A 17,562-nucleotide genomic window follows, 5' to 3' on the forward strand; every position below is an offset into this window, starting at 1 on the left:
ATTAGGCTAACAATGACGTATCGTGAACGGCTACTACCGGTGTCTAATAAACGAGTGTCCCCGGTACGTATATAACGGCGAAGCTTTACGACTCATTGCAAAGACAGTTGTTTGGCGCAGGATAGCATACTCTTACGGTCCGAAAGGTGGTTTGACCACGCGGAATAGTAGGCTTCCGGTGCTCACCGTCCGCACTGCCATTCACAGTATCATAAGCCACCAGTTCCTTACTGAAGGTAGCTAATCGCTTCTTCCGTAACGTATCGGATCCTGCTGTACCCATTCATTACGTTCAGACTCGGTCAGCCCTTTCTACGTGACAGTTTGTACAGTCAGTTATTAAAATAAATGGATAAAACAACAAAAACGCCGGGTTAGTCCGGCGTTTCACCTTATGTCCTGCACACTTACTTCTTGGTATATACCACCAGAGGAATGCTGCCGTTGAAGGCGTATTCGGCGGAGTAACTGGTCGAAAAAAGGCGCTCGACAAAGCCCGATCGCTGCGTAGTGAACATCACTAAGGTCGACGGTTGCAGCCGCTGAATAGCCCGTTCCAGATTTTCTGTCAGGTTTTTGCCGAGGTCGGGGGCTTCCAGGTGTATGTTAACCTGATAATCGGTAAACTGACGGATTGTCGTTTGCAGAATGGCTGAATCAAACATGACTCTGGTCGGCGACGTAATGTGCAAGAGGTCGACCGTGGCATCCAGCGGCCGGGCAAAATCAATCACCCGCGTTAGCTCCGACTCCAGATTCGTCAGGTCGGATGCGTACAGAACGCTCTTGATCGGCGATGCCTGGTAGACCGCAGGAACCGCAATCACCGGCACGGCCGACTGATTGATCAGCGTAGCGGCTGTGGTGCCGATAAGTTTTTGAATAGCCCCGGCTCCCCGCACGCCTATGCAGATGTAATCAAAATGGTGCTCCTCAGCATAGCCCATGATGACACTCTCCACCGAAAACGAATTCATGACTACGTAGGACTGACCGGCTGGGGCTCCTCCTAATGGCTGCTGAACGGCCTCGACAAACTCCTTCAGTTGCTGCTGCCGGTTGGCTAGCTCCCGCTGTTCATACGTTACGTACTGCGACTCACTCCAGGAGGTAGGTCTCATTACGTTGTACACGTTCATAAACGTCAGCGTTACCCCTCGCTGCGCAGCAAGTTGAAGCGCAAACCGAAGCGCCGACCCTGAATTCGTTGAAATATCGGTTGCTACCAGAATACGTTTCATCGTAGATCAGATTGTGGCAACATGATAGACAACTTGCCCATGTGCCAATACGTGAGTGAATGCAACGACGCATAATCGACGATTATACTGAACAAAGGTAGGAACGGGTCAAAGCGCAACGTATGAGAAAAATCACTTGAACGAATGATCTTTCTCCCAAAATCGCTACGCAGTTTGACACCTCCTCTGGCGTTCAAACGTAACTGTCCAATAAGTGTGCATTACCAATCACGGAGGTACGTAACTTCTTCCCTACCGACTTAGGCGCCTTGGCTGCCCGTCGACACTCCAGATGCCCGCGCCGTGGGCCGCGATGTATAGAAACAGGAAGCAGTACAGCATCGCCAGTTCACCTTTGTTGAGTAGTGGCACCCAACCCTGTGGTACGTGTGCAATAAAGTAAGCCCCGGCCATCTGTCCGCTCGCAATGAACGCAGCCACGCGCGTGAACAGGCCAATAGCAATGAGCAGGCCACCCACCAGTTCAATCATCCCCGCAGCACCCATCATCGACAGCAAGGGCACGGGTTCGCCGCCGCCGGGAATGCCCAGTAACTTCTGGCTGCCGTGGGATGCATAGAGTAGGCCTGCTACAATGCGCACAAGAGCGAACAGGTGCGGTGTGTAAGGAGCAAGTAGTTTGTCCATGATACGTATCAATTTAGAAAATGGTGAATACCAATCTGTAAGTACAGGTAATGAACCGAAACGGGAACGAGTCGGACCGGAAAGCGGCTATAGGCTGAACCTATCTCGAACGGATGCTTTTTGCGACGGTGTTTATCGAATACGTCTTTACACCTCAACTTCTATACGGAGCTCGATATGGCCACGTTAATGACAGACTCACTCAGCAGCTTGTGCTGAGCAAACTCGCGAAGAGACCCAAACAAGCAGTAACGACAACAGCACCATTACGATAACTGACCTCACCCTGAGTTTGTTACTACTCTGAACCGCACGACAACTCCAGACCTCAGAGCAATCACAATAGTAACCCCACTTTTTGCAGGTCAAGAGGTGACCGTATAGGCTATTCACTCCGGAGGGTTATAACCGAACAGGGTGAGTTCGGGCTAGCTAATCGTTACGTACTTGACCGCACGCATGATGTACGGTTGATCAAGGAATGTATAATCCGAGTAGCGTTACGTCGCAAAAATGGCTTAGCTTCGCGCAATTCTTGTTTTAGTTGTTCCTACCATTCCATGTTAATGTATTGTATGAAACGGATTTTTTCTGTTCTTCTCCTGTTTGTTACCTTATCGGCTTCGGCCCAAGAGTTTAAACCTTTCAAATTCAATATCTCGTTAGGCTACGCCAAACCCACTGGCCCGGGCGCGTCGGGGGGTGTGCTTTTCTCGTTAGAACCCAAATACGGCGTAAACGATCAGTTCGACATTGGCCTGCGGTATGAGCTGGCGGCTATGGCTCGCGCCTACACCATCAATGGTCAGGACGCTGATGGCGAATTAAAAGCCGCTTCGTCATTTGTACTGACCGGAACGTACCTCATCTCTACCAACAATTTCCGTCCCTACGTGGGCGTGGGTGCTGGTCTATTTTCAACGGCGGCTACCGGCTTTACCGTTACGGGTGGTCAGGGAACAACGGATGGCGACATTGCTGCGGGTACCAAATTTGGTGGTCTGGTTCGCGCTGGTTTCAAGGCCGGCCATTTCAATTTTGGCTTGGAATACAACCTGATTCCTAAAACAACGGGAATCATTGGAAGTGTATCGGGCAGCAATTTCAACTACGAAAGCAACAACTCGTATTTCGGTATCAAGTTCGGCGTCGACATCGGCGGAGGGCGATATTAGCGATAAAGAGTGAAAGGGTGAATTCGCCCTTTCACTCTTTAGGAAGAATCAACGGGTGGAATCGCAAGCCCTTTGTTCGGTTAAACTCCAGCGACGGAGCGGGTATTTTGAAGAATTGCACGGTTCCAATGAATCGTTGCAACGATGGACTGAACGTACCGATGCGCGACAAATCAGCATCTGGCGAAATAAAGAACTGTCGGTACCGCTCGAACTTCACCTCCTGCCCATTGGCATCAACGACGCGTGGATTCTCGTGTCCGCCAATCATGCCGCTACCGCTATAACCCAGATCGAGATTTAACCAGCGCGGAAACGACGGGCCAACCGGTAACACCGACGCCAGATTCACCGATAGCCAATACTGCTGCCCATTGTAATCTTTGAGCATCTGCTGGCCGGTCGTTTTCCCGAGCAGGTTCGGGCGATAGGGCGGAAAAATCGTTTTGCGGAATCCGTATTTCAGGCTCACAACCTGCTGCCCGGCGCTGTACTGCTGCCCAACAAACAGGGCCGTTCCCGCTACGTTGGCCACCATATCGCCTTTCGAAAACCCCCACCCTTCCGAGTGCCCATCAAAGACTTCAAGGGTTGTCTGGAATAAAAGCGCCAGGAGTCCGCCAGTCAGAATACTGGCCCGCTCATTAACACCGCTCCAGCGCATAAGTTCATAGCCACCCCGGCTCATACAATAGGCCGTAGCCGCATGCCCGACCTTGTCCATCTGCAACCACTCGGCATTGTCGTTGAAGCTATGAAAGGGGACCTTCTTTTTATACCACTGCTTGCGTAGCAGCAACAGAGTAATGGTATAAAAAGCCGCTGTACCAGCAACTACGCCAATAAATCGACCCTGGTTTATACCCGATTGATCCGGTATAGTAGGGGCGGCTGGTAACGGTTGTGCCTGAACGGATTGGCCCAAAATGAGCAGGCATAAACCAATCAATGCGGTAGCCCGTATCCCTTGTTTCATGCCCAAAAGTAGCCGATTATCACTTCACCAACTGCGCCAGCTCGGCAGAAGATACCGTTAGCAGGCCAACTTTGGGTAATCGTCGGGTGAGTTCACGCCAGTTTGCATCTTTAGCGTAAATCCGGTTGAGCATGCTGGCGGCCTTGGGCACCTGCTTTGAATTAGCTAAGGCAATAGCTGTCCAATACTGCATTTCGAGATTTTGCGGAAACTGCTTCATGGCGGCTCCGTACTCCTGCATGGCTTTGGTCATGTCGTTCTTTTCAACCGCCAGGTCACCGCGGTTCATGTGCTCATACGCCCGGTGGGTACGTAACAGCCGATCCAACTCACGTAACGGCTGGTCGGCATCATCTACGCGCAGATCAACTAGATGGTTGTCATCCCACGGACTCCCCGTTGCCTTCCCTTTCACAACCAGGATAACGGCCGACTGCCGTCCCCGAATGTCGCCACCAGCGGCCTGGGCCGCGTGTAAGGCCGACAGAACCCGTTCGGGTAAAGGCAGGTTGGTGTTCTTTTCAAAGGCGGTGGCCATTGCACCCGGCACGTTGTCCGTTAGCATCATATTGGCCTGTACTGAGTAGTTTCGGCCTTTGCGATGGCTGGCAAAATCCACGCATTTTTTGCCCGTATGAACCGCTACGTTCCCTTTCGCGTCGACAATCGCTACCTGCCGTACGTCGCGCCCTTCGTCGAGACGCAACAGCTCATCCAGCGCCTGTTGAGCCGTTCTGCCTTTCTTCAACAACGCCAATCCGCGCAAGCCAAACGATTTGTTAATAAACGATTGAGTCGCTACAACACCAACTCCGGCTTCACCCCAGGAAACGGTGGTACCAACCGAAAACCAGTGACTCTGTACGCCTACGGCTAAATCGCCGGTCTTTTCATCGCGGGCGACGATGGAGAACGTATGGGCAAACGGTTCGCCGTTATGGGTTCGTTGAGCCGTAGCCAGTAGTGGCACAACTAGTAATAATAGAAAAGTTCTTCTCATACAGGCGGTTAAGTAATCATCGTGAAACGCGCATAGGTAGTCGTTATGATAACGTCTTTCACGCCAGTGCGAGTGTACAGCCGACGCTTGTTTACAACCTGAATCGTGTTGCTACCTGGATCAACTGTAACGGATTCGGGATAGACCCAACGGAATAGATCTTCCTTGGTATTGGGCGCGACATCGATCCGTTTAAGATCGGGAGAAAACGAAAAATACCGGACTACCCCCTGCATGTTGTAATTAACAATCCGTTCAGGATCGTAGTCAATTGGCTCACCGTCCCACACCTTATTGGTAGTACTCATCCAGATATGTTGTTCTGGCCACCACTGCGTGAATAGAAAAGCAGATTTTGAACTATACTTATTCGGTGAGTAAATACGCAACTCAAGGTAATTGCTGTAATTCAGGGTCAAATCCGGAATCTCAACCAGCATATCGGTCGATGCTTGCCCGTCGAGATTAACATCCAGTGGCTCGCTGCTTACGGATCGAATGGCTTTATACTTCCCGTGGAACTTCTCGTGCAGGGCCTCTGCGTTTTCATTCGGCGCAAATTCTTTGGGATAGCATCCCGCCAGCCCCAGGCTAATCAGGGCTATAATCACGTTTTTCATACCGTTGCGGCTTGTTATATACTTGGCCTAAATTACAAAATAAGGATATATACAATTGTGGTAATCGTTGACAAACTTGTCCAATAATTTAAAATTGTATTTAGTGCACGGGTAAAAGAGACACCAGAACGACGGCCCCCTATGGCTGTGCCAAAGCCAACGGGTCATAAAAGAATAATGCCCGACACAAACGCCAGATGCCGTAATTTGCAACCAAATACCCAGTCATTTTATGAGTCTCGAACAATCGCCACCCCTCAATCGCGCCCAGGAATCCCGCGTTGCCATCGAACGATTATACATTACCATGCGCCACCTCTTTAACCGGGGGTTTTACAAACCGTCGGGGGTTTCGGGTGAAGAAATACGTCGGGCACTGCTCACGCTGCAACCCGAAATCTACGGTCTTGTAACGGATCCCCAACGTGTTGAGTTAGACGGTCTGGTATACGTAATGGATCGTCTGCCGAAGGGCATCGAAGCGTGCCGGGTTATTACGTTAGCCTCGCGCGAAGGCTTCGAACACTCCCATTTCCCGGTACTGGTTCCCGCTAAACGTCGACGTAACTGCTACCGCATCGATCAGGAGCAGATGGTGATCGAAGTAACCAACGGACGCAGCGAAATTTACGACATCTTGACCCACCTGACGTTTATGTTTATGGAAGCCGACAAGATTCGGCGGAACGCGTTTCAGGAACGGGGCAGTAAAACCCGCGAATGGGAGAAACTGGAGGCTATCATTCAGGCGGGCGGTACCGTTACCGAAGATGAACGCGAACTGGCGCTTACGTACTTAAGCTCGATTCTGGGCCGCACGTTCGAGGAAACCCAACGCGCTTATCGCCGTTTTGAGGAGACGGCAGGCACCAACAACGGGCTGTTCCAGATCGTCTATAATCTGGGCAGCGTGTCAATCAGCGAAATTCGCGAAACCCACCTCGACCGGGAGATCAACTTTACGCCCATGCTCCGCGAACGGATCGGTCAGCACCTGTACGGCGAACGCTGGGCAACCCGCATCAAACAGTATATCTGGGAGAACAACCTTCAGGAGCGACCTCTGCATATCATCAGTGCTAACCCGCACAGCGTAATGAACTGCCTCTACGCCCCAGCGGCCCTGGCAGGAACCACGAGTTGGGATAGCCTCTACGACCTGGCCCTGAAACTCAGCCAACCGGCGCAGCAGGACCTTCGGCAGCGGGTGGTTGACTACGCCCTGACCCACGGTCTGCACGAACTGGCCGATGCGGGCGGTACCAATCTGCTGGTTCAGTTAATCGACACCGCCCGATTGGATGTTGCTCAATTATCGACTGAACTGGCGCACGATCCCGATCAGATGCGCAAAGATCAGCCGCTACTCCTGGTGATGGATTATGCCTTCGGCGAACAGGCGTTCGAAACCATGGATGAACTGTTAAAGCCGTATGAGTTTAATGGCGATTCATTCCCGCTGCGGGTAGCATCTATTTCGGTCATTGGCAAAGCAGGTATCCTGACGGGCGGCAAAGGCGATCTGATGCTGCCAACCGCTCATATTTTTGAAGGCACCGCCGATAACTATCCCTTTGTCAACGACTTCTGCAAAGCTGATTTTGAAGACAATGGCCTGGCTGTCTACGAAGGCGCTATGATTACCGTCCTCGGTACGTCGCTGCAGAACAAGGACATCCTCAGTTATTTCCGCAACTCGTCATGGAAAGCCGTTGGTCTGGAAATGGAAGGAGCGCACTACCAAAAAGCGATTCAGGCTCATGTCGAAATTCGCAACAGCGTTCCCAGCAACGTCAAAGTACGTTACGCCTATTACGCGTCGGATAACCCCCTGATCACGGGTGGAACGCTGGCCTCCGGTAGTCTGGGTACGTTAGGCGTAAAACCGACGTACCTGATTACGGTCAAGTGTCTGGAGAAAATTTTGGCCAATCAGGACGCAAAACACGAATAGCCAGACTGCGTCGAAAACGTAGCGGTTGCCTTTCCAGTTATTGGTACTATGGCGACCGCTACGTTTTGTTTTCAGGATTCACTCAATGATTTTCTCGCCCGTAACCGGCGATACGTAGCGTTTACGCATTCGTTTGGGACGAGGCTGTCGGTTAAAGATGTGGTCGAATCGTTGGGGGTACCTCATCCAGAGATTGGGTTATTGCTCGCCAACAACGAATCGGTCGATTTTACCTATCTTATTCAGGAGCATGATTTTATCAGCGCTTATCCGGCTCTTAGTCAGCATTTTGCGGGTGTGGTCTCCAAAGTTCAGCCAGTACGTTTACCGGAGTACCGATTTGTACTGGATGTACACCTGGGTACACTGGCGACGTACCTGCGCATGCTGGGCTTCGATACGCTCTATCGGAATGATTACGACGATGAGGAATTAGCCCGTATCTCCCATCAGGAAACTCGTGTGCTGCTAACCCGCGATCGGGGTTTGTTGATGCGTACGATTGTTGAGTATGGATACTTCCTACGTAACACGAATCCCGAAAAGCAACTCATCGAAGTCATGCAACGCTTCGGCTTAGCTGCTGCCATACGCCCGTTTGCGCGCTGTTTAGCCTGTAATGGCTTGCTTGAACCCATTGACAAAGCATTTATTATTGACCAGTTACCGCCGAAAGTTCGGGAGGGACAGGACCAATTCTGGCGGTGCCAGCACTGTGGTCGCGTATACTGGGAAGGAACGCACTACCAACGTATGCGGCTGTTCGTAGAGAAAGTCAGCAATCAGTTAGCCAACAATAGCACCTAACCAATACAAGACTTCACCTAAGTCATATTATGGGCCGTAAACGCTTTTTTTGGAACAAGCGCCCGATCAAATTTGTAGAAACATAGGGACTTTTTGCCCAGCTACTTTCATGGCTAAGCACGACAAAACTATACAGGCAGGACCCGACGTTATTCTGATCGGGGCAGGCATCATGAGCGCCACACTCGGCGTGATGCTGAAGGAATTACAGCCAGACATCACCATTGATATTTACGAACGGCTCGACGGGGCTGCCGCCGAAAGTTCAGACGCCTGGAACAATGCAGGCACTGGTCACTCGGCGTTCTGTGAGCTTAATTACACTCCCGAACGCCCAGACGGCTCCATCGACAACTCCAAAGCGATCAAGATTGCGGAGTCATTCGAGCAGTCAAAGCAGTTCTGGGCGTTTCTGGTTGAACAGGGCTTTTTATCCGACGCGCCGAATTTCATTCGCTCGATTCCGCACATGAGCTTTGTGTGGGGCGAAGACAACGTAAACTATCTGCACAAACGCTTCGAGGCTCTCCAGCAGAATCACCTCTTCCACGGCATGCAGTACTCGGAAGATCCGGGGCAACTGGCGCAGTGGATGCCGTTGGTCATGGAAGATCGCGATCCCAACCAGAAGGTTGCGGCCACGCGTATGGACCTGGGAACGGACGTTAACTTCGGTGCCCTGACCCGCAGCATGTTCTACCGGCTGCAAGCTATGCCAGGCGTTCGCATTTATTTCGCTCATGAAGTGCGCGATATATGGCGGTCGAAGTCACTGGGTGGCTGGAAAATTCGGGTAGAGAACGTAACAACGAATCACGTTCGCGACGTTCGGTCTCGCTTTATGTTCATCGGTGCCGGTGGTGGCTCGTTACGTCTGCTGGAAAAATCGGACATTCCCGAAGCACGTGGCTACGGCGGTTTCCCCGTAAGCGGCCAGTGGCTTAAATGCGTGAACCCCGACATCATCAACCAGCACCAGGCTAAAGTATACGGAAAAGCGTCAGTAGGCGCGCCACCGATGTCAGTACCTCACCTCGATACCCGCATGATTGAGGGGCGACGTGAACTCCTGTTTGGACCCTATGCCGGCTTCTCAACCAAATTCCTGAAGCATGGGTCTTATTCCGATTTACCAAAGTCGATCCAGATGGGCAACCTCGCTCCGATGCTGATGGCTGGTCTGCATAATATTCCGCTTACCCGCTACCTGATTCAACAGGTGATGCAATCACCCGAAGATCGACTAGCCGCCTTACGTGAATACTTTCCCAATGCCAAGATGGACGACTGGGATCTGGAGATTGCCGGTCAGCGGGTACAGGTTATTAAGAAAGACGAAGAAGAGGGCGGTGTGTTAGAGTTCGGTACCGAAGTCGTTAGCTCAGCCGACGGCACCATTGCTGCGCTGCTAGGAGCCTCACCAGGTGCGTCAACGGCGGTATCGATCATGATCGATCTGCTCAACAAATGCTTTAAAGAAGAGATGGCGTCGGATGCCTGGCAGCAGAAGCTAAAAGAAATGATTCCATCGTATGGCCGCTCGCTTGCCAAAGACCCTAAGCTATTGCAGGAAACCCGGCAGCACACGAGCCAAGTTCTTGGTCTGAGCGTTGGCGAGCAGATGTCGGCCGTTACGCGGTAAACGATACGCTATTTTAATCTGATATTACTAAAAAAGGAGGGCTTAAGCCCTCCTTTTTTATTGTACTGATAATATTTTAAACTCGGTTCGTCGGTTCTGCTGGTGTTCATTCTCGTTACAGTTCACCCCATCGACGCAGCCGTTTACAATTTCACTTTCTCCGTACCCATGAGCCACTAACCGGCTGGCCTTGATGCCCCGCGACACCAGATAATCCATAGCTGCACGGGCCCGGTTTTCCGATAAGCGAAGGTTGTAGGCATCTGTAGCGCGTGCATCTGTATGCGAACGCAACTCAATCGACATCTGCGGATATTCTTTCAGAATCGCCAGTACGTGATCGAGTTCACGAGCCGCATCAGCCCGGATAAAGAACTTGTTCAGATCGTAATAGATATTCTTGAGCTGAAATATGTCACCTACGCCATATAAACCCAATGAGTCGGTGACAACCTTAGGATTGCGTTTATTCTTCGCGTACTGTGCTTTTTTCGTAGCGTACCGATCTTTCTGGGCCGTAATGGTATAAGGAGCATTAGGACGGGTGTTGAACTCGTACCCGCCGTCGGGTCCCGTAATCACCGTTTGCTCCGACTTATCTTTATCATTACGTAACGTCACCTTCACCCCAGAGGCAGGTAACTGATTGACTTCGGTTTTCACTACGCCTTTCACAATCGTATTCTCCGAGCGTTCGAGATAAATCGATACGTTCAGGATCGGCTTGGGCGACTGGGTCAGCGTCGAGAAACGAACACTATTCATGGCAAAGCCTTCTTTAATAGCTTTAAACTCGTATTCGGTATTGGATTCAACGCAAAGATCCGCCCGCCCCTGCAAGTTGGTTAGTTTAAGCTCCTGGTTAACGCCGTTCCGCAGAATGCGGACATCCGCATTTTCGAGGGGTTGATTAGTTTTCGCGTCGTAAACGAAAATATTCAACTGTTTACATATACGTCGGAACGCATAGATATCGTCATCGCTTACGCCTTTCTTACGATTGCTGCTGAAATACCCGTTTGTGCGGCTTTTATCGGTAATGAATCCGAAATCGTCTTTCTCGGAATTAATCGGAGCGCCTGCGTTGGTAACTCCTTTGTAGGCAACCCCATCCCGAAGTTCTGCGTAGAACACGTCCAGCCCGCCCAGACCTTCGTGTCCGTCCGAGGAGAAGTACAGATTTCCTCCCTCATCGGCGAACGGAAACATCTCGTTACCCTCCGTATTAATTTCTTTACCCATGTTCACGGGTGTTCCCCACTGGCCGTTGCTGTATTCAACGACGTAGATGTCCGTGCCACCGTAGCCACCGGGCATGTCAGACGCAAAATAGAGTTTGGTATTGTCGGGCGAAAAGGCCGGGTGGCCAACTGAATATTCGTTGCTATTGAATGGCAGCTCCTGAATATCACTCCACTTCCCGTTTTTGTTCACGGAAGAATACAATTTCAGTTTTTTTATCCCATCCGAGCTTTTGCCGGCTTTTCCCTTGCTGGTGTTGTTCCGGGTGAAAATGATAAAGTTCTGATCCCGGGTAAAGGTCATCGGTCCCTCGTGGTATTTTGTGTTCAAGGTCCGGCTGAAAATCTCGGCTTTAGTGAGCTGCTGACTCTCGGCGGCCACTTCCGCTTCGGTGGCTTTTGTGTCGCTGCTGCCTCCCAGCACAGCCGCACTCGCCGGGCGGGGCAGAGCCCCTGGCACCCGTAACTGATTGGTATCGGGGTGGTAATATAGATCCAGAAAAGGCGTCTGATTCCAGTTGAAAACCCGCTTAACCGCCCCCGACTCGTCGCGGGCCGAGACAAACACCAGCCCGTTTTTATAATACATCGGGCTAAAGTCAGCCTGGCGTGAATTGATGGGAAGATTATGAATTCGGTACGATGACGAATCCTGATAGAAGCGACTCATATCCATATAGGATACCGTAAACCGACGCCCCCGTAAGTCCTGCGCCTGTTTTTCGCCGTATTGGCTATACATCTTCTGCGACTCACGGTATTTGCTGTTAGCGGCCAGTGACTGCGCGTAATACAGGTACACCTCACTGTCAAGGTCCGTGTAGGCTTTGACCAGATCGGCGTATACCCGCTCGGCATTCCGGGTATCCTGGAGTTTGCGGTAGCTATAGCCAAGCTTGATCATGGCTTCGCGAGTCTCTGTAGGGTCCTTTTTCTTATCGGTCCGCAAAAACTCTTCGTACGCCCGCACAGCACTGACGTAGCTAAGGTTATCAAATTGTTTGTTGGCCGCTCGCAACCGCGCACTTTGCGCCTGAACAGTCAGGCTCCACAAGGCCAGTCCTGCAAGTAGCAAGACCCGTACAATTCGGTTCATGGATAATAATAAGTTTATGAAACTATGGGCTCAGAACGGAATCTATCAAATAGAGTGCCAGAGTTATAAAAACGAACACCCAATCCGGTCGATCAGAACAGTGCACGCAATTGCCCCTTTAAAAGTACAATTTTTTGTAATCTAGTATACACATCGAATCACTTACGTTGCCAAATGAGCTCCACGATCCGGCTTGTCTGGGACGTAATGCGAACGGAGTGGCTGATTCGCCGACCAACCACCCAGACAATTTGATCGCCCGAGAGCAGGACAAGAGCATTCTCCCGCTCCGAGCGACTTACTTTCAGATCGTTCAGGACGTCGCTAACCAGCTTGCTTCCCTTCATCCCCAACGGCCGGATGCGATCGCCTTGCCGCCAGGGCCGAATCGTCAGCGGAAACTGAAGTCGGTCTGCATCCAGGCAAGCGATGTGCGCATCGGTGGGTGCCCTAAATTCAGGCTCTCGTGTACTGAGCGTAACCCGAAGCACGTATTGATCATTTAGGTCCACAGGCGACGCGGGCCAGTGAGTCAAGATAATCTCGAACGGAGCTACATTAACCAGGGGTGCCAGCAAAAGCCCTCCCCGTTCGTGCGTGATACGGTGGCTGGCCGATTGAACGACCTGCCCAACCTCACTAGCTAACGTAATGCTTATCTGCCGGGCCTGATCACCTGTAAAGCCGAAGGGTTTAAGCCACTCCGCTAATCGAAACGCCATTTCCGGCAAGGCAAGCAGCTTATCCGCAGGCAACCAGATCAGCTCATCCCGCCGTTCGGCAATATCGGCCCAGGAGCGCTCCAGTTCATTACGTACCAGGGTTTCGGTAGCCCGTAGCCGTTCGATGGTACGTGGCAGCGTTTCCCAAAGCCCCGGATTCAGCGCTTCCAGCACGGGGACAACGTGGTGACGAATTCGATTGCGTGCATACTTATCGTCCGCATTGGAACTGTCTTCCCGGTACGTCAGCGCATGTGCCTGTGCGTAAGCTGACAGTTCAGCACGGGTTGCCATCAGCAATGGCCGAACAACGTTACCTTGCCTGGGCGCTATGCCGCGCAATCCCGCGACACCCGTACCTCGGGTGAGGTTTAGCAACATCGTTTCCAGTACGTCGTTCTGATGATGAGCCGTTGCGACGCAGGCATAGTTATGATCACGGAGAAGCTGCGCAAACCAGTTATAACGAAATTCGCGGGCGGCCATCTGAATCGAGATGCCCCGCTCACGAGCCAGACTGCGGGTATCGACCTCGGTTATATGAAACGGAACCTCATACTGCTTTGCCTTGTTTTCTACAAAAATGGCATCAGCCGCTGACTCCGTCCCGCGCAGCCCGAAGTTAACGTGCGCTATGGCGAACGGCTGACCACTGCGCTGGAACACCTCGGCCATCACAACTGAATCGAGTCCGCCACTCACCGCCAGCAGGACCCGATCGGTTGCCGTGAACAAGCGATTGTCGTTAATAAATCCTAAAAAATGTTGCTCTAGCATCCGGTGTCGGCTCTATGCCGTAGTTTTGTTACCATGTATCGTTTGACAGTTCGCCTTCTTCTTGGTTTTACGCTGCTCAGTTTTCTGGTAGCTGCCCCCAACGCTCTGGCGCAGGTGGGTCGCCCAACCACGCCCGCGGCTGACAAGGTGGAGCTGCTACCCGGCTCCGACAGCTTAGTGATCGTGAATATACCGGGTCAGGCGGTTCGCAAGATTTATAATAACGTCCGGTTTCGTCAGAAAGGCGTGCTCATGTACTGCGATCTGGCTATCCAGAACGTAACGAGCAACGTCATCGAAGCCTACGGGAACGTTCGCATGATCCAGGGCGATACCATCAGCGTTCGGGGCGATACTATGCTGTATTACGGCAATACCCGCCAGGCGAATGTACGTGGCCGAGTGATCATGAAAGACCGGAAAATGACGCTCACGACGACTCAGCTCGATTACGATATGATTTCCGGCATAGCGCACTATCCCACGCCGGGCCGGATTGTCGATAAAGAGAACGTATTGACCAGCCGCGAAGGCTATTACGATACCCGTTCAAAACTATTCACCTTCCGGCAAAATGTTCGTCTGGTCAATGAGAAAGGTACGTTGACTGCTGATTCACTGCTGTATAATTCCCTATCCCGGATCGCCACCTTTCAGGGCCCAACCCGTATCACCAATAAAGATGGCGTGCTGACGGCCATTGAAGGGCAGTATAATACGACAACGGGCATCTCAAACTTTCAGCGCCGGGCCACGGTTGAAACCCCTAAATACCGACTCACGGGCGACTCCTTGTATTACGACAACGTAACAGAGTTAGGAATTGCCAAAGGTAAGGTAATTATGGTGGCTAAAGATCGCAAGATCATCATCAACGGAGACCACGTTCGCTACAACGGTAAAGCAGGCATTTCGCGGGTAACGGGCCATCCGGTCATGAAAAGCCTCGCCAGCGAAGCCAGTAGAGACACCTTGTTTCTAAGAGCTGATACGTTATTTTCCTTCGATGACAAAGCGACGAATACACGCCGGTTATTAGCGCACAAAAACGTGTTTGTCTATAAGTCTGACCTGCAAAGCAAGTGCGATTCGCTGCTGTACAATACGGCCGACTCAACCATCTATTTCTATAAAAAGCCGATTGTCTGGAGCCAGAACAAATACCAGATGGAAGCAGATTCGATGCGGGCGTTGTTAAAAAGTAATCGGATCAATACGATGTTTCTGAAAGGCAGGTCGTTCGTGATTTCGCTCGATACGCTTAAGAATTTCAACCAGATCAAGGGACGTACCATTACGGCTTATTTTACCACAAAAACCAGGCCTGCGGACGTAGCGCCCCAAACGACTTCGGCCGCTCGGGTCGGCGGCACCAGTTCAACTGCTTCGCCCATCATCCGAGCCGTTTCTACGGTTGCAACGAACCCCTCCCCGAAAAGCGTATTGGTACAAAACACCGCACCCATTTCGGCCAGCGCCCCGGTTCAGGAAGAAACCACACTGGAGCGGGTCATTGTGGAAGGAAATGGGCAGAGTATTTACTACGCAGTTGATGAACAGAATAAAATGATTGGGTTGAATCACGTGGAATGCAGCCGCATGAACATCGAGTTTCTCGAAAATAAGGTAGGGCGTATCCGCTTTTACGGACGGCCTGACGCTCAGCTGATTCCGCCCAAAGAGATTACCAGTGAGAACGAACAATTAGATGGTTTTCGGTGGCGCGAACCCGAAAAGCCCACAAAGGCACAAGTTTTGTGGTTAGAAACTCCACCGGCTGAACAACCAGCCGCTAAAAAACCAATTAAAATGAAGCCGAACACTAAACCTTTAGCTAAGAAACTCGTTCCAAGAGGTAATAATTAAACCGTTTAACAATTTTTTAGACTGTACCCCGTTGACATTGTCTTTTTCGATGAATATGTTTGTGGTGAGTACAAGTGTACCTGAATACGACTTTCATGAAACAAATTATACTTATTGGTGTACTGACGGGCCTGTTAACGGCAACAATCCCGATTCGGGCGCAGGTCGCGCTCCGGGATTCGGATGCCCGAAAAGGTAGTCGCCTTGAGCTGGGACGGACGTCAACGCCCCGGAAAACACCTACCCCGGTGATGCCGTCGAATCGGTTTTCGCTGGCGCCGAATCCAACCCTATCCAACCTCGACCGGGCAATTTTGACGAACAAGAACACGGCAATCAACGAACATTACAAAGCGTTGCTTGTAGCCCGTTCGGGTTCTAAAACACCTGCCCGCCCCCTGGCAACTGACAGTACGCCCACACCAACCAGCGATGCCCGGCCTGTACCGGCACAGGAAGGAAAAGGCGAAAACCGAATGTTCTCGAACGAGAAAATCTGGGTGTCAAATGCGTATCCAAACCCTGCGGATGATGTCGCGGAACTGGATTACCAATTTAACGGCGGAGCTAGCGAAGCGAAATTAACACTACTGAATATTCTGGGTGGGCCAGTGGCTGAATATGAGCTTGAACGAAGTGATCGAAAGCTCCGCATTGGCACCCGTGATCTGGCCACCGGCTATTACCTGTACCAACTCACGGTCGACGGTAAAAAAGTGGCGACCAAGCGTCTGCTCGTCCGTCACCAGTAAGAATGCGATTTGTTAAAATATTGTAAAACCAGGTCTAAATCAGCTTGTTTTACGGCACTATCCGGGCTGCATCGTCGTTAAAACGGTGTAGCCTCTATTTTTTTTGTATCTTTGCCACTTATGCAACAACGTCATATCAGTAAGTTTCTGTTGGGAGCTTGGGTCGTGGTAATACTTGGTTCGTGCAGTCCGTTCTCGAAATTGCAGAAAAGTGGTACCGATGACGAAAAATACAAAGGTGCTGTCGAATATTACAAAAAAGGCGACTGGTACCGGGCGGGCCTGCTGTTTGAAGAGCTGATTCCGGTTCTGAAAGGAAGTACGGAGTCGGAGATGGCTCAATTCTATTACGCCTATACGCAGTATCACCAGCAGCAGTATTTGCTGGCCGCTACGTTGTTCAAGAAATTCTACGAAACGTTCGCCCGGTCCGACTACGCGCAGGAGTCTATGTATATGTATGCCTACTCGTTGTATAAGGACACGCCAGCGTTTAACCTGGATCAGTCCAATACGTTAACGGCGACCTCGGCTTTACAGGATTTCATCAACGCCTATCCCGATAGTAAGTACAATACCGAAGCGACGAAATTGATTCTGGACCTTCGAAAAAAGCTGGAGCGGAAAGCCTACGAAAAAGCCAAGCTTTATTACAAAACGAGCGGTTTCAACATCGCTTCCTACAAATCATCGGTTATTGCGATTAACAACTTCCAGAAAGAGTTTCCGGATTCTGAATACAATGAAGAACTCGCCTATCTGAAAGTTGACGCCGAGTTTAGCCTGGCGCAGAACAGCCTGGAAACAAAGCAGAAGGAACGTTATCAGGAAGCGATCAGTTATTATCAGGCATTTGTGGATAAATATCCGAACAGCAAATACATAAAGCTGTCGGAGAAAATGTACGAAACCAGCCAGAAAGAACTGGAGCGGCTGACAAAGCTGGAACAGGAACGCGAACTGGAAAAACAGAAATTAAAGGCTCCCGATGCCAACCGCCCGGCGAAGGTAACGGCCGCTAATTAGGTATAGCAAGACAAATTAC

Annotated in this window: 14 protein-coding genes; 7 read left to right on the plus strand and 7 right to left on the minus strand. The window is 51.1% G+C overall.

Annotated features, from left to right (window positions below; translation table 11 throughout):
- Positions 1 to 407: 407 nt before the first annotated feature.
- Both ACYVIY_RS22325 and ACYVIY_RS22330 read right to left on the minus strand, forming a co-directional pair.
- Positions 408 to 1,241, minus strand: a complete 834-nt coding sequence (locus tag ACYVIY_RS22325; protein ID WP_460978615.1) for a universal stress protein — start codon at positions 1,239 to 1,241, stop codon at positions 408 to 410.
- Between the two features lie 252 nt (positions 1,242 to 1,493).
- Entirely contained in the window at positions 1,494 to 1,889 is a 396-nt protein-coding gene (locus ACYVIY_RS22330) for a DoxX family protein (protein WP_460978616.1), read from the minus strand.
- A 575-nt stretch (positions 1,890 to 2,464) separates the two neighbouring features.
- Between ACYVIY_RS22330 and ACYVIY_RS22335 the strand changes: the two genes are divergently transcribed.
- Positions 2,465 to 3,064, plus strand: coding sequence for an outer membrane beta-barrel protein (locus tag ACYVIY_RS22335; RefSeq protein WP_460978617.1), 600 nt, complete (start codon positions 2,465 to 2,467; stop codon positions 3,062 to 3,064).
- A gap of 31 nt (positions 3,065 to 3,095) precedes the next feature.
- On the opposite strand, the gene ACYVIY_RS22340 is transcribed toward ACYVIY_RS22335, so the two are convergent.
- Genes ACYVIY_RS22340 through ACYVIY_RS22350 form a run of 3 tightly spaced genes read right to left on the minus strand, consistent with a single transcriptional unit; the run spans position 3,096 to position 5,660 of the window.
- Entirely contained in the window at positions 3,096 to 4,040 is a 945-nt protein-coding gene (locus tag ACYVIY_RS22340) for a DUF2279 domain-containing protein (protein WP_460978618.1), read from the minus strand.
- Between the two features lie 19 nt (positions 4,041 to 4,059).
- Positions 4,060 to 5,040: a DUF1028 domain-containing protein gene (locus ACYVIY_RS22345; RefSeq protein WP_460978619.1), complete on the minus strand. Its 981-nt coding sequence runs from the start codon at positions 5,038 to 5,040 to the stop codon at positions 4,060 to 4,062.
- Between the two features lie 8 nt (positions 5,041 to 5,048).
- A complete protein-coding gene (locus ACYVIY_RS22350; protein ID WP_460978620.1) occupies positions 5,049 to 5,660 on the minus strand; it encodes a hypothetical protein in 612 nt (203 codons plus the stop codon).
- A gap of 232 nt (positions 5,661 to 5,892) precedes the next feature.
- Between ACYVIY_RS22350 and ACYVIY_RS22355 the strand changes: the two genes are divergently transcribed.
- The 3 genes from ACYVIY_RS22355 (at position 5,893) to ACYVIY_RS22365 (ending at position 10,063) form a co-directional block, all read left to right on the plus strand.
- Complete coding sequence (locus ACYVIY_RS22355; protein WP_460978621.1) at positions 5,893 to 7,614, plus strand: DUF6909 family protein; 1,722 nt, start codon at positions 5,893 to 5,895, stop codon at positions 7,612 to 7,614.
- 48 nt (positions 7,615 to 7,662) lie between these two features.
- Positions 7,663 to 8,421, plus strand: a complete 759-nt coding sequence (locus ACYVIY_RS22360) for a Mut7-C RNAse domain-containing protein (protein WP_460978622.1) — start codon at positions 7,663 to 7,665, stop codon at positions 8,419 to 8,421.
- 109 nt (positions 8,422 to 8,530) lie between these two features.
- Complete coding sequence (locus tag ACYVIY_RS22365) at positions 8,531 to 10,063, plus strand: malate:quinone oxidoreductase (RefSeq protein WP_460978623.1); 1,533 nt, start codon at positions 8,531 to 8,533, stop codon at positions 10,061 to 10,063.
- Positions 10,064 to 10,120: 57 nt separating this feature from the next.
- Here ACYVIY_RS22365 and ACYVIY_RS22370 read toward each other — a convergent pair whose 3' ends face one another.
- Together ACYVIY_RS22370 and tilS are read right to left on the minus strand one after the other, a co-directional pair.
- On the minus strand, positions 10,121 to 12,400 hold the full coding sequence (locus tag ACYVIY_RS22370) for an OmpA family protein (protein WP_460978624.1): 2,280 nt from the start codon (positions 12,398 to 12,400) through the stop codon (positions 10,121 to 10,123).
- 158 nt (positions 12,401 to 12,558) lie between these two features.
- Positions 12,559 to 13,899, minus strand: coding sequence for a tRNA lysidine(34) synthetase TilS (tilS, locus tag ACYVIY_RS22375; protein ID WP_460978625.1), 1,341 nt, complete (start codon positions 13,897 to 13,899; stop codon positions 12,559 to 12,561).
- Positions 13,900 to 13,932: 33 nt separating this feature from the next.
- Between tilS and ACYVIY_RS22380 the strand changes: the two genes are divergently transcribed.
- From ACYVIY_RS22380 to ACYVIY_RS22390, 3 genes are all read left to right on the plus strand, one after another.
- Positions 13,933 to 15,765, plus strand: a complete 1,833-nt coding sequence (locus ACYVIY_RS22380) for an OstA-like protein (RefSeq protein WP_460978626.1) — start codon at positions 13,933 to 13,935, stop codon at positions 15,763 to 15,765.
- A gap of 95 nt (positions 15,766 to 15,860) precedes the next feature.
- Positions 15,861 to 16,517 carry a T9SS type A sorting domain-containing protein gene (locus ACYVIY_RS22385; RefSeq protein WP_460978627.1) on the plus strand — a complete coding sequence of 219 codons (657 nt, stop codon included), beginning with the start codon at positions 15,861 to 15,863 and terminating at the stop codon, positions 16,515 to 16,517.
- A 120-nt stretch (positions 16,518 to 16,637) separates the two neighbouring features.
- Positions 16,638 to 17,543: an outer membrane protein assembly factor BamD gene (locus tag ACYVIY_RS22390; RefSeq protein ID WP_460978628.1), complete on the plus strand. Its 906-nt coding sequence runs from the start codon at positions 16,638 to 16,640 to the stop codon at positions 17,541 to 17,543.
- Positions 17,544 to 17,562 lie beyond the last annotated feature (19 nt).

This window comes from Spirosoma knui, assembly GCF_054780635.1.

Coding starts and splice junctions, on each gene's coding strand:
- ACYVIY_RS22325 (WP_460978615.1), bottom strand. CDS start 1,241: ATGAAACGTATTCTGGTAGCAACCGATATTTCAACGAATTCAGGGTCG.
- ACYVIY_RS22330 (WP_460978616.1), bottom strand. CDS start 1,889: ATGGACAAACTACTTGCTCCTTACACACCGCACCTGTTCGCTCTTGTG.
- ACYVIY_RS22335 (WP_460978617.1), top strand. CDS start 2,465: ATGAAACGGATTTTTTCTGTTCTTCTCCTGTTTGTTACCTTATCGGCT.
- ACYVIY_RS22340 (WP_460978618.1), bottom strand. CDS start 4,040: ATGAAACAAGGGATACGGGCTACCGCATTGATTGGTTTATGCCTGCTC.
- ACYVIY_RS22345 (WP_460978619.1), bottom strand. CDS start 5,040: ATGAGAAGAACTTTTCTATTATTACTAGTTGTGCCACTACTGGCTACG.
- ACYVIY_RS22350 (WP_460978620.1), bottom strand. CDS start 5,660: ATGAAAAACGTGATTATAGCCCTGATTAGCCTGGGGCTGGCGGGATGC.
- ACYVIY_RS22355 (WP_460978621.1), top strand. CDS start 5,893: ATGAGTCTCGAACAATCGCCACCCCTCAATCGCGCCCAGGAATCCCGC.
- ACYVIY_RS22360 (WP_460978622.1), top strand. CDS start 7,663: ATGGCGACCGCTACGTTTTGTTTTCAGGATTCACTCAATGATTTTCTC.
- ACYVIY_RS22365 (WP_460978623.1), top strand. CDS start 8,531: ATGGCTAAGCACGACAAAACTATACAGGCAGGACCCGACGTTATTCTG.
- ACYVIY_RS22370 (WP_460978624.1), bottom strand. CDS start 12,400: ATGAACCGAATTGTACGGGTCTTGCTACTTGCAGGACTGGCCTTGTGG.
- tilS (WP_460978625.1), bottom strand. CDS start 13,899: ATGCTAGAGCAACATTTTTTAGGATTTATTAACGACAATCGCTTGTTC.
- ACYVIY_RS22380 (WP_460978626.1), top strand. CDS start 13,933: ATGTATCGTTTGACAGTTCGCCTTCTTCTTGGTTTTACGCTGCTCAGT.
- ACYVIY_RS22385 (WP_460978627.1), top strand. CDS start 15,861: ATGAAACAAATTATACTTATTGGTGTACTGACGGGCCTGTTAACGGCA.
- ACYVIY_RS22390 (WP_460978628.1), top strand. CDS start 16,638: ATGCAACAACGTCATATCAGTAAGTTTCTGTTGGGAGCTTGGGTCGTG.